Here is a 13,028-nt window from a genome sequence, read left to right as displayed (position 1 = left end):
TCTGCAGTGACCTGCAGCACATACACGAAAATCGCTGATATTGTTCACCAGAACGGCTACTGCACGAGAAAACGATCAGGAGCGGCGAGTGGAACTGGACGAGGAAGACCTGCAGCTCATCAACGCGCTCCAGATCGGACCGCGGCTGCCGTGGACCCAGCTGGGCGAGGTACTGGACCGGCACCCCACGTCGCTGGCGGCCCGGTGGGAGCGGCTCACCTCCGCCGGCGCGGCCTGGATCAATGCCCATCCGCTGGGCGATCCGCAGCAGATGACCCTGTCCTTCCACGACGTGCAGTGCGACCCATCCCGCCGCCAGGAGGTTGCCGCCGCGGTGGCCCGGCTGCCGGATGTCTTTACCATCGAGGAGTGCCACCGGAACCGGGACATGATCCTCACGGTCATCACGCCGACCACCACCTGGCTGGCGGACTCCGTGTACCCTCAGCTGGACCGCATCCCCGGCCTCATCCGCTACCAGTCCTCTTTCTGCACCAAGCTCCATCACGGCGCGGCCGACTGGCAGCTGGGCGCACTATCCCAGGCCCAGGTGCGGAAGCTACGCGAGCTGAGCGCTCCACCGGAGCAGTACCATGGGCCGCTTCCCGCCAGCTACCGCGACATCATCCGGCAGCTCGCACGCAATGGCCGGGCCTCCGCCGCGGATATCGCCGGGGCCACGGGGCTGCATCCGGCAACGGCGCGGCGGCAGCTGCAGCGGATCCTCAACAGCCGGACCATGGCCTTCCGCTGCGAGGTGGCCCAGAGCCTGGCGGGTTATCCGATCGTCTGCCAATGGACCGGGCGGCTGCCGGCGGGCGAGCACGATGAGGCCGCCCGCGTGCTGGCCGGCTTGGGCGGCCTGCGCCTGTGCGCCTCCACCACAGGGGACACCAACTTCATGTTCATGATGTGGCTGCGCGGCCCGGCGGACATCATGGCCGCGGAGCGTTCCATCGGAGAGCTGATCCCCCGGCTGGACCTGGTCGAAAGCGTCGTCATTGCCAGGATTCCCAAGCGCGTGGGCTGGATGCTCAAGCCGGACGGAACCGCGAGCGGAGAAGTCGTGGTCCCGGGCGAGGCCTGGTAGGGCCTCGCCCGGGACAGCCGCGGGACGCCGCGCCCCTCAGCGCGGCGTCCCGACTTCAGCGCTGCGTCAGCACTCCACCACGTTGACGGCCAGGCCACCCATCGCGGTTTCCTTGTACTTGTCGCTCATGTCCTTGCCGGTCTCCCGCATGGTGACGATGACTTCGTCCAGCGAGACCCGGTGCGTGCCGTCGCCCCAGAGCGCCATCTTGGATGCATTGACGGCCTTGGCCGCGCCGATGGCGTTGCGCTCGATGCACGGCACCTGCACCAGCCCGCCGATCGGATCGCAGGTCAGGCCCAGGTTGTGTTCCATCGCGATCTCGGCCGCGTTCTCGACCTGCGCCGGCGACCCGCCGAGCACCTCGGCCAGGCCGGCCGCCGCCATCGAGGACGCGGAACCGACTTCGCCCTGGCAGCCGACCTCGGCGCCGGAAATCGATGCCTGTTCCTTGTACAGCACGCCGACGGCACCCGCCGCGAGCAGGAACTTCACGACGACGTCTTCGCGGTCCTCCCGGGTGGCCTTGTCCATGCCGGGCGCGTAGTGCGTGGCGTAGAACATGACTGCCGGGATGATGCCGGCCGCACCGTTGGTCGGGGCCGTGACCACGCGGCCGCCGGAGGCGTTCTCCTCGTTCACGGCCAGCGCGACCAGGTTGACCCATTCCTGCCAGTACTTCGGGTCCCGGTCCTTGTCTTCCTTCCGCAGCCGGTCATGCCAGTCGGGAGCACGACGGCGAACGTTCAGTCCCCCGGGCAGGGTGCCTTCACGCTTGATCGCGGAATCCTTGCACTCCTCCATGACCTGCCAGATGTGCAGCAGGCCGGAGCGGATCTCCTCTTCGGAGCGCGAGGCCTTCTCGTTGAGCATCATGATGTCGCTGATGCCCAGGCCCGTGTTGCGGCAGTGCTCCAGCAGCTCGGCCGCCGTACGGAACGGATACGGCAGCTGCTCCTTCGACTCCTCGAGCTCCTCCGCGGCGGCGTCTTCCTCGCCCTCCCGGACAATGAAGCCGCCGCCCACGGAGAAGAACGTTGCCTCGTGAAGCACATCACCGGCGTCGTTCTTTGCCTGCAGCTTCATGCCGTTGGTGTGCCGGGGCAGCACGGTCAACGGGTGCAGGACCATGTCCTCCACCTTGTACTCGATCGTGGCCCCGGCAGCACCGCTGACCTGGGAGCAGAGCTGCAGCCTGCCGGATTCCGCCATGTCTGCCAGGCGCGAATCGACCTCGTCGGGAAGGATCAGCTCCGGTTGGAAGCCTTCCAGTCCCAGCATGACCGCCGTAAAGGTGCCGTGCCCGCGGCCGGTGGCGGCGAGCGAACCGTAGAGGTCCACGCGCAGCCCGGCCACCTGGTCGAGGACTCCGGTCGAAACCAGCTCCTCGGCGAAGACGGCGGCAGCCCGCATCGGACCCACAGTGTGCGAACTGGAGGGGCCGATCCCGACAGTGAAGAGATCGAATACGCCTACAGCCATGGTGGCCTCCTAGTGCCCTTCGGTTTCCTTGGAGACCGGAGCGACGTCCGGGTACAAGGGATGTGCTTCCGCCAGCGCCTCAACGCGGGCCTTCAGGCCCGAGAGATCCGCATCCGGACCGGCGATGAGGGCCTCGGCGATGATGTCGGCGACCTCGCGGAACGCCTCCTCGCTGAACCCGCGGGTGGCCAGGGCCGGCGTGCCGATCCGCAGGCCCGAGGTCACCATCGGCGGCCGCGGGTCGAACGGGACGGCGTTGCGGTTGACGGTGATGTCGATCGCGGCGAGGAGATCCTCCGCCTGCTGCCCGTCCAGCTCGGAGTTGCGCAGGTCCACCAAAACCAGGTGCACGTCCGTGCCGCCGGTCAGGACGGTCACGCCCTTAGCCGCCACGTCCGGCTGCGACAGGCGCTCGGCGAGGGCCTTCGAACCGGCCAGCGTGCGGCGCTGGCGCTCCGCGAATTCCTCCGAGGCGGCAATCTTGAACGCCACGGCCTTGCCCGCGATCACGTGCTCGAGCGGTCCGCCCTGCTGGCCCGGGAACACTGCCGAGTTGATCTTCTTGGCGATGTCCGCCTCGTTGGTCAGGATGATGCCGCCGCGCGGACCCGCGAGGGTCTTGTGCGTGGTGGACGTGACCACGTGGGCGTGCGGGACCGGCGACGGGTGCAGACCGGTGGCGACCAGTCCGGCGAAGTGCGCCATGTCCACCATGAGGTACGCGCCGACGGAATCGGCGATCCGGCGGAACTCCGCGAAGTCCAGATGCCGCGGGTAGGCGGACCAGCCCGCGACGATCAGCTGCGGCTTGTGCTCCTGCGCCAGGCGCTCGACCTCGGCCATGTCGATCAGGTAGTCCTGCTCGGAGACGCCGTAAGCCACGACGTTGTAGAGCTTGCCGGAGAAGTTGATCTTCATGCCGTGCGTCAGGTGGCCGCCGTGCGCCAGGTTCAGGCCGAGGATGGTGTCCCCGGGCTTGATCAGCGCGTGCATGACGGAGGCGTTGGCCTGCGCGCCGGAGTGCGGCTGGACGTTGGCGAAGCCGGCTCCGAAGAGCGCCTTCACCCGGTCGATCGCCAGCTGCTCGATGACGTCCACGTATTCGCAGCCGCCGTAGTAGCGGCGGCCCGGGTAGCCCTCGGCGTACTTGTTCGTGACGACCGAGCCCTGCGCCTGCATCACGGCGACGGCGGTGTGGTTCTCCGAGGCGATCATTTCCAGGCCGCCCTGCTGGCGGCGCAGCTCGTTGTCGATCTGGGCGGCGATCTCCGGATCGAGGGCGCCCAGGTCAGCGTTCAGGCTGGCGCTGGTGACCGCGGTGAGTGCCTGCGTCATGCGACCTCACCGCCGTTGGCCGAAGCGTACTCGTCGGCGGAGAGCAGCGGGCCCTCTTCGGAGACCTCGACGGTGAAGAGCCAGCCCTCGCCGTACGGGTCGGAGTTCAGCAGGGCCGGGTCGTCGATCGCGGCCTGGTTGACCTCGACCACGGTTCCGGTCACCGGCGCGTAAAGGTCGGAGACGGACTTGGTCGACTCGACCTCGCCGCAGGTCTCCCCGGCGGTGACGGTGGAGCCGGCCTCGGGCAGGTCAACGTAGACGACGTCGCCCAGCGCGTCGGCCGCAATCTGGGAGATGCCGACCTTGACGGGGCTGGCGCCGTCGACCCACTCATGCTCGGCAGAGTAGCGAAGGCTGGACAGGACTTTGCTCATGGGTGAAACCCTTTCAAACAGAAGGAATGGAAAACGGGTGGCACCGGACGGGACCCGGCAATAAGGCTACGCGTCGGCGTTCAGCCGCGTTGCCGGATCCTGCGCCGGAAGGTGGATTTGTTACTTTTCGCGCTTGTAGAAGGGCAGGCCGACGACCTCGAAGGGCTCGGCCTTTCCACGCAGGTCGATGTCCAGCTTGGTGCCCGGCTCGGCGAACTCGGCGTCCACGTAGGCCAGGGCAACCGGGTAGCCGAGGGTCGGGCTCGGCTGGCCGGAGGTGACCTCGCCGACCGTCTCGCCGTCCTTCAGCACCGGGTAGTGGGCGCGTCCGGCGCGGCGGCCGAGGCCCTTGAGCCCAACGAGCTTGCGTGCGGAGCCCTTCTCCTTCTGGGCTTCCAGCGCCGCGCGGCCGACGAATTCGCCTTCCTTCTTCAGCGCGACAACGGGGCCGAGGCCTGCGTCGTACGGGCTGACCTCGAGGGAGAGCTCGTTGCCGTACAGAGGCATGCCGGCCTCGAGGCGGAGGGAGTCGCGGCAGGCGAGGCCGGCCGGAACCAGGCCTTGCTCCTTGCCGGCTTCCAGCAGCGCCGTCCACAGCGCGGCGGCCTGCTCGTTCGGCACGTAGATCTCGAAGCCGTCCTCGCCGGTGTAGCCGGTGCGGGCCAGCAGCAGCTTGGCCGGGGCGCCGCCCACGGTGAAGGTCACGTCCTCCGCGGCGTAGTACTTCATGTCGCTCACGACGCCGGCCTCGGCGGCCGGGACCAGCTTGTGCAGGATGTCCACCGAGTTCGGACCCTGCACGGCCACCAGGGAGGTCGCGGCCGTGGCGTTCTCCACGGTGACGTCGAAGTCCTTGGCACGCTCGGTCATCGCTTCGAAGACCGCGTCCGCGTTGCCGGCGTTCGGCACCACGAGGTAACGGTCCTCGCCGCGCCGGTAGCTGATCAGGTCGTCGATGATCCCGCCGTCCTCGTTGCAGATCAGCGAGTACTTGGCCTTGCCGACGGCGATCGCCGACAGCTTGCCCACCAGGGCGTAGTCGAGGAACTTGCCTGCGTCCGGGCCGGTGACCCACAGCTCGCCCATGTGGGAGAGGTCGAACAGCCCGGCCGTCTTGCGCACGGCGTGGTGCTCTGCCAGTTCGCTGCTGTACTTCAGCGGCATCTGCCAGCCGCCGAAGTCCGTGAAGGACGCCCCGAGCTTCTGGTGCTCTTCGTACAGTGCGGTATAGCGCTGCGTGGTGGTTTCAGCATTCATGGTCTCTACGGAACCTTCTCGTTAGTTGGCCGACTCGGCAAATTCTTCGATGGGCGGGCAGGAGCAGATCAGGTTCCGGTCTCCGCCCGCGCCGTCGATGCGGCCGACCGGAGCGAAGTACTTGTCCACCTTCAGGTTCGGCAGCGGGAACACGGCCTGCTCGCGGGAGTACTTGCGGTCCCAGTCGCTGCTGACCACGGCGGCCGCGGTGTGCGGGGACAGCCGCAGCGGGCTCTCCTCGACGCCGAAGTCACCCTTGATGACCTGCTCGATCTCGCCGCGGATGGCGATCATGGCTTCGATGAAGCGCTCGATCTCGGCCAGGTCCTCGGACTCTGTGGGTTCCACCATCAGCGTGCCTGCCACCGGGAAGGCCAGCGTCGGGGCGTGGAAGCCGTAGTCGATCAGGCGCTTGGCCACGTCCTCGGCGGTGACGCCGGACTTGGAGGTCAGCTCGCGCAGGTCCAGGATGCACTCGTGGGCGACCAGGCCCTTGTTGCCGGTGTAGAGCACCGGGAAGTGCTCGTTCAGGCGGGACGCGATGTAGTTCGCGGCCAGCAGCGCGGTCTTGGTGGCGTTGGTCAGGCCCTCGCCGCCCATCATGGCCACGTAGGCCCACGAGATCTGCAGCACGCCGGCGGAACCGTACTTCGAGGCCGAAACCGGGACGCCCTTGCCTTCGTGCTCGGCCAGCGCGGCGTTGCCGGGCAGGAACGGCACCAAGTGCTCGGCCACTGCGACCGGGCCGACGCCGGGGCCGCCGCCGCCGTGCGGGATGCAGAAGGTCTTGTGCAGGTTCAGGTGGGAGACGTCCCCGCCGAACTTGCCGGGCTGGGCCAGGCCGACCAGCGCGTTCAGGTTGGCGCCGTCGATGTAGACCTGCCCGCCTGCCGCGTGCACGGCATCGCAGACCTGGCGGACGTCGGCGTCGTACACGCCGTGCGTGGACGGGTAGGTGATCATGATGGCAGCCAGGTCGTCCTTGTGCTGCTCGATCTTGGCCTCGAGATCGGTGTGGTCGATCGTGCCGTCGGAAGCCGTCGCGACGACAACGACCTTCATGCCGGCCAGCACGGCCGAGGCGGCGTTGGTGCCGTGTGCGGAGGCCGGGATCAGGCAGATGTTGCGCTGCTCGTTGCCCTGGGACAGGTGGTACCGGCGGATGGCCAGCAGGCCGGCGTACTCGCCCTGCGAACCGGCGTTCGGCTGGATGGACACGCCGGCGTAGCCGGTGATCGCGGAGAGCCGGGCTTCCAGGTCCTCGATCAGCTCGCGCCAGCCCTGCGTCTGGTGGTCCGGGGCGAAGGGGTGGATGGTGGCGAACTCGGGCCACGTCATGGATTCCATCTCCGCCGTGGCGTTGAGCTTCATGGTGCAGGAGCCCAGCGGAATCATGGTGCGGTCCAGGGCCAGGTCGCGGTCGGAGAGGCGGCGCAGGTAGCGCAGCATCTGGGTTTCCGAACGGTGGCTGTGGAAGACCGGGTGGTTCAGGTAGGACGAGGTCCGCTGCACGGAGGCATCCAGCTCGAAGCCCAGGCCCGAGCCGGCCGCTGCGGCGATGCGCTCGGCGGCGCCGTCAACGCCGAAGGACTCGGCCACGGCAGCCAGGTGTTCCGCCGTCGTCGATTCACCGGTGGAAATGCCCACCTGGTCCCCGTCGATGGCCCGCAGGTTGATGCCCTTGGCCTCGGCCGCGGCGATGACCTCGGCGGCCCTGCCCGGCACCTTGACGGTGAGGGTGTCGAAGAACTGCTCGGCGGCCAGTTCCAGACCGGCGTCGCGCAGCACGGTGGCAAGCGTGCGGGCCTGCGCGTTGGCGCGCTGGGCGATGGCCTTCAGCCCCTCGGGACCGTGGTAGACGGCGTACATGCCGGACACGATGGCCAGCAGCGCCTGCGCGGTGCAGATGTTGGAGGTGGCCTTCTCGCGGCGGATGTGCTGCTCGCGGGTCTGCAGGGCCAGGCGGTAGGCCGGGCGTCCGGCGGAGTCCTTGGAAACGCCGACCAGGCGGCCGGGCAGCTGGCGCTCGAGGCCCTTGTGCACGGCCATGTACGCGGCGTGCGGGCCGCCGTAGAACAGCGGCACGCCGAAGCGCTGCGAATTGCCGACGGCGATGTCCGCGCCCTGCTCGCCGGGAGGCGTGATCAGGGTCAGCGCCAGCAGGTCGGCGGCGACGGTGACCATGGCGCCGCGTTCCTTCGCTTCGGCGATGACCTGCGTGTGGTCGGCCACGCGGCCGGAAACGCCCGGCTGCTGGAGCACGATGCCGGACAGGTCGCCCTCGGGCAGGCCCGCGGTCAGGTCCGCAACCTCGACCTCGAAGCCCAGCGCCTCGGCGCGGCCCTTGACGACGGCGATCGTCTGCGGCAGCAGGTCGGCGTCGAGGACGGTCTTGCCCTCGGCATGCTTCTTGTTGCCGCGGCGCATGAGCAGCACGGCCTCGGCGACCGCGGTGGCTTCGTCCAGCAGGGAGGCGTTGGCGATGGCCAGGCCGGTCAGGTCCTCGACCATGGTCTGGAAGTTCAGCAGGGCTTCGAGCCGGCCCTGGGAGATTTCCGGCTGGTACGGCGTGTAGGCGGTGTACCAGGCCGGGGATTCGACGACGTTGCGGCGGATGACCGGCGGCGTGATCGTGTCGTAGTAGCCCTGGCCGATCATCTGGACCGCCGTGACGTTCTTGGCCGCCAGCGCGCGCAGGTCGGCCAGCACCTCGGCTTCGCTGCGGGCCGCCGGCAGGTCCAGCGGGGCCTGCTGGCGGATATCGGCGGGAACTGCCGTGTCAACCAACTCGTCGAGGCTGGCGTAGCCAACCTGCTTGAGCATCGTCTCGGCGTCGCTGCTGCGCGGGCCGATATGGCGCTCGGCAAAGGGTGCGATGGTGGGTTGAACCGTCATGAAGGAACTCCGTTATTTGGGCTGGCATGCCTGGCACGCCATGTGGATCGGGTTCCTCCCCACTCTGTATTGGACCTGAGAGATTCCGCGGAACGAATCCGCTTGCACCGTCGGTGAGCCGGTTTCATGTGTCCGGCTGCTTTCCAGAGTTGCCTCTCCGCGGCGGTACAGGTGCCTGAGAGATTCCTGGGGAGGTATTGCTCCTACGGCGCCTGCTGACTAGCACCAGCAGGACTCTCCCGCCGCATGTCGAAGGCATAATTCAGTTATTGTCGATGTGAGCATCGTAACCGTTCCGGACCGGCCTTCACAAGAAGGCTGCCGCCCGGTGACGGCCCCGCTCCCTCCGGCCGCCGCGGGGTGTCCGCGGCGGCCGGCAGGGTCTGCGTGCGCAGGTTAGTGCACGTCTGCGGGGCTTTCCTGCTGCGCCTCGTGCTCGCGCAGCTGGGCACGGAACATTTCCGCGCGGGCAACGTGGACCGGGCTCCGGCGCAGGATGGCCCAGGCGACGCCGAGGATGACGAACCAGATCGGGGTCACCAGCAGCGCCATGAGGGTGTCCGGCTGCGTGGTCAGCGCCCACAGGACGAAGGCGAAGAACGCGAACACCACCCAGACCATCGCGATGCCCCCAGGCATCTTGAACTTGGACTCATTGTGCAGGTGCGGACGGCGCTTCCGGAACGCCAGGTAGCTGGCCAGGATGATCGACCAGACGAACATAAAGCAGACCGCGGAGACCGTGGTCACCATGCCGAAGGCCTCGCCGATGCTGTCGCCGGCGTAGAGAAGGACGACGCCGGAGAGCAGCAGGACGCAGGACAGGAACAGTGCGTTCTGCGGAACCTTGCGCGAGGAGAGCTTGCCAAGGACGGTCGGGGCGTCGCCTTCCTGTGCGAGGCCGAAGACCATGCGGGAGGTCGAGTAGACGCCGGAGTTGGCCGAGGACATCGCCGAGGTCAGCACCACGAGGTTGACGATCGTGGCGGCCATGCCGAGTCCCGCCAGCGAGAACATGCCGATGAAGGGGCTGTGTCCGGCCTGGAACTCGGTCCACGGGGTGACGGCCATCAGGATGATCAGGGCGCCTACGTAGAAGAGCAGCACGCGGACGGGGATGGAGTTGATGGCCTTGGGAAGGTTCTTCTCCGGGTCCTTGGCTTCCGCCGCCGTCGTTCCCACGAGTTCGATGCCCACGAAGGCGAACACCGCGATCTGGAAGCCCGCCACGAAGCCCATGAACTCCTGCGGGAAGAAGCCGCCGTGGCTCCACAGGTTGCTGAAGGACGCCGTACCGGCGGGGGTCTCGAAACCGGTAAAGATCATGACCAGGCCCGTGACGATCAGCGCCACGATGGCGACGATCTTGATCAGGGCGAACCAGAACTCGGTTTCGCCGAAGGCCTTGACGGTAGCCAGGTTCAGTATCAGCAGGACGGCCACGGTGAAGATGCCCGGGATCCAGAGCTGGATGCCCGGCACCAGTTCATTGGCGTAGCCGGCGATCGCGATAACGTCCGCGATGCCGGTGACGACCCAGCAGAACCAGTAGGTCCAGCCGGTGAAGAACCCGGCCCAGGGACCGAGGAGGTCGCCGGCGAAGTCGCTGAACGACTTGTAGTTGAGGTTGCTCAGCAGCAGCTCGCCCATCGCCCGCATGACGAAGAACAGCATGAAGCCGATGATCATGTAGACGAAGATTACGGACGGTCCCGCAGCGGAGATCGTCTTGCCCGAACCCATGAACAGGCCGGTACCGATCGCACCTCCGATGGCGATCAGCTGGATGTGCCTGTTGCTGAGCTGGCGCTCCAGATGGGGCGCCTTCTCAGTCGAGACGGCATCAGTTTTCACGTACAGCTCCTTGAATTGACAGGGTTTCGTTCCTCTTGGGCACGATGCAGGACAGCCGGATGTCAGCCGAAAGCCCAGCCCTTGTCCGCGCGGAAATAGAGGTCGGCAGTGGTCCAGTCAGGGGGCCAGGGCCGGATGGAGGGGGTGGGCGCGACTGCGCCCTGGTTGGGGGAAATTGGCGCTCTCGCTCGGGATCGCCATCTGGAACTCCATCACGTCAGGTGGCGCAGGTACGCCACGTTGATTGGGTTCCTCCCCACTCTGTATGGAACCTGAGAGATTCGGGGTGCTGCATTGCTGCATGCGCCCTTGCCCCGACGGTGAGCCGCGCTGATGCGCGGCTGCTTTCCAGAGGTGCCTCGCCGCGGCGGTACATTGGCCTGAGAGATTCCCGGGGAGGGTTTGCTCCTTCGGCGCCTGCACTGGCAGGACTCTCCCGCCGCAGATCAAAAGCTAGTGCGCCACGAGTGACGCGACTCACACCTTAGCGGTTTCCGGCCACCCGGCGCAAGCTCTATTTCCGGCCGGCCGTTCGGTCGGCCCGGCGGGACGCGGCGTCCTGCGCCGGGTGCCTGCCACGGAATCACGCTTCCCCGCGCCCGAGCATGCCCTTCACATAGGCGGCCTGGCCGCAATGTTCCAGGCAGTCATCGAGGACGCTCACCAGCCGGACGCCGAGCGTCACATGCGGGTTCCAGCGCGTGTCCACCACGCGGTCCAGGTCCTGCTCGGTCAGCCCGCGCAGGTAGTCCACGGTGGCGGCGTGGACCTCGTCGAAGTACTCCTGGAGCAGCGCGGGCGAGGCGACGCGCACCTTGTCGACCTGCCCCGAGCTGTGGCCGAAACCGGTGTCCCCGATCTCCAGCGGCAGGCCGATCTTTGCCGCCCACCCGCCCGCGGTCCACTGCTGCCCCGTTCCGGCGACGTCGGCAATGTGGTCGTCCTGCACCCGGGAGAGGTGCCAGATGAGCCAGCCGATGGAGTTGCCTCCCCCGCCCGGGCGCACGGCGAGCTGCTCCGGCTCCAGCCCTTCGAGGATGTCGTGGACGCGTTCCCGGGCGCGGCCGTAGGCGTCGATCAGCAGGTCGTTGAGTTTCATGGAGCTAGCGTACGACGACGGCGGGGAGCCGCGCGCGACGCTAGCGGCCGTCGTCGAAGGGGCCGTCCTGCGGCGGGAACAGCCTCTGACCTGGGTCGGTGGACCATCGGGATGGGTCCGTCACCGGCCGTTCCGGTTCCAGGACGTCATCGTCCCGGTCCACGGCGGGTTCCGGTTCGGAGCCCCCGGCTTCGATTGGGCCGCCTGCTTCGCCCGGGTCCCCGGCGCGGGCGGCGTCCCTGGTCCTGTCCACCAACGCGCGCCAGGGGCCGGTCACATGGTGTTCCGGCAGCGTCGCCTGGCGCTCCCCCGCGCTGATGGAGTAGACATAGCGGTCGGGCTGGTTGGCCTCGTCGGGCAGGTCATCCCACGGGCACGAGTCGATCAGCGGCATCCAGACATCGCGCAGCTCCGGCTGGGCGACGTCCACCGCCCACCGCGTGGTCAGTCCGGCGAACCCGCCGGTGCGCCTGACGGCGATCCTCATTCCAGTACGCCCACCTCTGTCCAGGCTGCCGTGACGGCCTTGAGTTCCTCTGATTCCTTACCGTAGCGGCTTTCCGCTGCGGCCGCAGTAGCCTCCGCGAAGGCGGTGAAGCCGCTGTCGGGGCTGAGCCGGGTGCCGGTGAGCGTGTCGTACCAGATCTGCCCCGCCCGCTCCCACGCCCTGCCGCCCAGCTGGACCGCGAGCCGGTAGAAGGCGTGGTTGGGGATGCCGGAGTTCACGTGCACGCCGCCGTTGTCTCCACGGGTATCCACATAGCCCGCCATGGTGGCCGGCTGCGGATCCTTGCCGACGACATCGTCGTCGTACGCGGTGCCCGGGGCCTTCATCGACCGCAGGGCGACGCCGCTGACCTGGTCCGTGAACAGGCCCGCTCCGATCAGCCAGTCCGCCTCCTCCGCGGTCTGGCCGAGCCGGTGCTGTTCGACCAGCGCCGCGAAGACATCGGAGACCGACTCGTTCAGCGCCCCGGGCTGGTTCCGGTATTCGAGGTTGGCGGTATGCTGCATCACCCCGTGGGTCAGTTCGTGCCCGATCACCGACAGCGACTTGGTGAAGCGGTGGAAGATTTTGCCGTCGCCGTCGCCGAACACCATCCTGGTCCCGTTCCAGAAGGCGTTGTCGTAGGCCTCGCCGTAGTGGACGGTGGCGCGCAGGATCTCGCCCGCACCGTCCAGCGAATTGCGCCCGTACGCCTGCGCGTAGAGATCGAAGGTGTAGCCCAGCCCGTCGTACGCCTCGTTGACGGCCGGGTCCTGCACTTCGGCCTCGCCCTCGGTGCGGACACGGATGCCGGGCAGCCGCTCCCGATGCTGCGCGTCGCTGATCCGCCGCGTCGGATGCAAACCCTCCCCGCCCGGCCCGGTTGACGGCAGGATCCCCGGCAGTTCCCCCGTCCGGGCGCAGGACGCGTTCCGGCGCCGCCGGATCAGCGCATCCCTGCCCAAGGCACGCTGCGCCGCCTCCGCGACGGGCGCATCTTCCAGCAGGGCCAGGCGGCGGAGCAGATAAGGCGGGACGAACGAGCAGTACATGCGGACCTCCTTGCGTCTACCCTCAGCGTAGGCTTCCGCTCCGACATTTTGCTCCACGAACAACGGCTGCTTCGACCCCCGTGCGGACACCGCCGGCCGC

Annotated in this window: 10 protein-coding genes and 2 riboswitches; of the genes, 1 reads left to right on the top strand and 9 read right to left on the bottom strand. The window is 67.9% G+C overall.

The genetic code is table 11. The features are described 5' to 3' along the window. Positions 1-88: 88 nt before the first annotated feature. Positions 89-1,090 carry an Lrp/AsnC family transcriptional regulator gene (locus tag WFH44_RS12685; RefSeq protein WP_336714235.1) on the top strand — a complete coding sequence of 334 codons (1,002 nt, stop codon included), beginning with the start codon at positions 89-91 and terminating at the stop codon, positions 1,088-1,090. 66 nt (positions 1,091-1,156) lie between these two features. Here WFH44_RS12685 and WFH44_RS12680 read toward each other — a convergent pair whose 3' ends face one another. The 9 genes from WFH44_RS12680 to WFH44_RS12640 form a co-directional block, all read right to left on the bottom strand. Further along, positions 1,157-2,572 (bottom strand): L-serine ammonia-lyase, encoded by a 1,416-nt coding sequence (locus WFH44_RS12680; protein ID WP_336714234.1) that lies wholly within the window; start codon positions 2,570-2,572, stop codon positions 1,157-1,159. 9 nt (positions 2,573-2,581) lie between these two features. After that, the gene (gene glyA / locus WFH44_RS12675; protein WP_336714233.1) at positions 2,582-3,907 is read right to left on the bottom strand and encodes a serine hydroxymethyltransferase; all 1,326 of its coding nucleotides are present in this window, start codon (positions 3,905-3,907) and stop codon (positions 2,582-2,584) included. After that, positions 3,904-4,284, bottom strand: a complete 381-nt coding sequence (gene gcvH, locus WFH44_RS12670; RefSeq protein WP_336714232.1) for a glycine cleavage system protein GcvH — start codon at positions 4,282-4,284, stop codon at positions 3,904-3,906. The genes glyA and gcvH overlap by 4 nt, the downstream gene beginning before the upstream one ends. A 120-nt stretch (positions 4,285-4,404) precedes the next feature. Continuing rightward, positions 4,405-5,541 (bottom strand): glycine cleavage system aminomethyltransferase GcvT, encoded by a 1,137-nt coding sequence (gene gcvT, locus WFH44_RS12665; RefSeq protein ID WP_336714231.1) that lies wholly within the window; start codon positions 5,539-5,541, stop codon positions 4,405-4,407. Positions 5,542-5,562: 21 nt separating this feature from the next. Further along, the gene (gcvP, locus tag WFH44_RS12660) at positions 5,563-8,436 is read right to left on the bottom strand and encodes an aminomethyl-transferring glycine dehydrogenase (RefSeq protein ID WP_336714230.1); all 2,874 of its coding nucleotides are present in this window, start codon (positions 8,434-8,436) and stop codon (positions 5,563-5,565) included. Between the two features lie 153 nt (positions 8,437-8,589). Continuing rightward, positions 8,590-8,688, bottom strand: a riboswitch (glycine riboswitch). A 144-nt stretch (positions 8,689-8,832) separates the two neighbouring features. Continuing rightward, positions 8,833-10,290 (bottom strand): D-serine/D-alanine/glycine transporter, encoded by a 1,458-nt coding sequence (gene cycA, locus WFH44_RS12655; RefSeq protein ID WP_336714229.1) that lies wholly within the window; start codon positions 10,288-10,290, stop codon positions 8,833-8,835. Positions 10,291-10,648: 358 nt separating this feature from the next. After that, positions 10,649-10,739: riboswitch (glycine riboswitch) on the bottom strand. A 134-nt stretch (positions 10,740-10,873) separates the two neighbouring features. Next, complete coding sequence (locus tag WFH44_RS12650; protein WP_336714228.1) at positions 10,874-11,389, bottom strand: mycothiol transferase; 516 nt, start codon at positions 11,387-11,389, stop codon at positions 10,874-10,876. A 40-nt stretch (positions 11,390-11,429) separates the two neighbouring features. Continuing rightward, positions 11,430-11,876: a protealysin inhibitor emfourin gene (locus WFH44_RS12645; RefSeq protein ID WP_336714227.1), complete on the bottom strand. Its 447-nt coding sequence runs from the start codon at positions 11,874-11,876 to the stop codon at positions 11,430-11,432. Then, positions 11,873-12,928, bottom strand: coding sequence for a M4 family metallopeptidase (locus WFH44_RS12640; protein WP_336714226.1), 1,056 nt, complete (start codon positions 12,926-12,928; stop codon positions 11,873-11,875). The genes WFH44_RS12645 and WFH44_RS12640 overlap by 4 nt, the downstream gene beginning before the upstream one ends. Positions 12,929-13,028: the final 100 nt, after the last annotated feature.

Origin of the sequence: Arthrobacter sp. USHLN218 (assembly GCF_037144715.1) — a bacterium.
Taxonomy (GTDB): Bacteria; Actinomycetota; Actinomycetes; order Actinomycetales; family Micrococcaceae; genus Crystallibacter.
This window is presented reverse-complemented; position numbering and strand designations above follow the sequence as displayed.

What these genes read in the sequence shown, in the direction of transcription:
- WFH44_RS12680 (WP_336714234.1), bottom strand. Translation starts at nt 2,572, where the DNA reads ATGGCTGTAGGCGTATTCGATCTCTTCACTGTCGGGATCGGCCCCTCC.
- glyA (WP_336714233.1), bottom strand. Translation starts at nt 3,907, where the DNA reads ATGACGCAGGCACTCACCGCGGTCACCAGCGCCAGCCTGAACGCTGAC.
- gcvH (WP_336714232.1), bottom strand. Translation starts at nt 4,284, where the DNA reads ATGAGCAAAGTCCTGTCCAGCCTTCGCTACTCTGCCGAGCATGAGTGG.
- gcvT (WP_336714231.1), bottom strand. Translation starts at nt 5,541, where the DNA reads ATGAATGCTGAAACCACCACGCAGCGCTATACCGCACTGTACGAAGAG.
- gcvP (WP_336714230.1), bottom strand. Translation starts at nt 8,436, where the DNA reads ATGACGGTTCAACCCACCATCGCACCCTTTGCCGAGCGCCATATCGGC.
- WFH44_RS12650 (WP_336714228.1), bottom strand. Translation starts at nt 11,389, where the DNA reads ATGAAACTCAACGACCTGCTGATCGACGCCTACGGCCGCGCCCGGGAA.
- WFH44_RS12645 (WP_336714227.1), bottom strand. Translation starts at nt 11,876, where the DNA reads ATGAGGATCGCCGTCAGGCGCACCGGCGGGTTCGCCGGACTGACCACG.
- WFH44_RS12640 (WP_336714226.1), bottom strand. Translation starts at nt 12,928, where the DNA reads ATGTACTGCTCGTTCGTCCCGCCTTATCTGCTCCGCCGCCTGGCCCTG.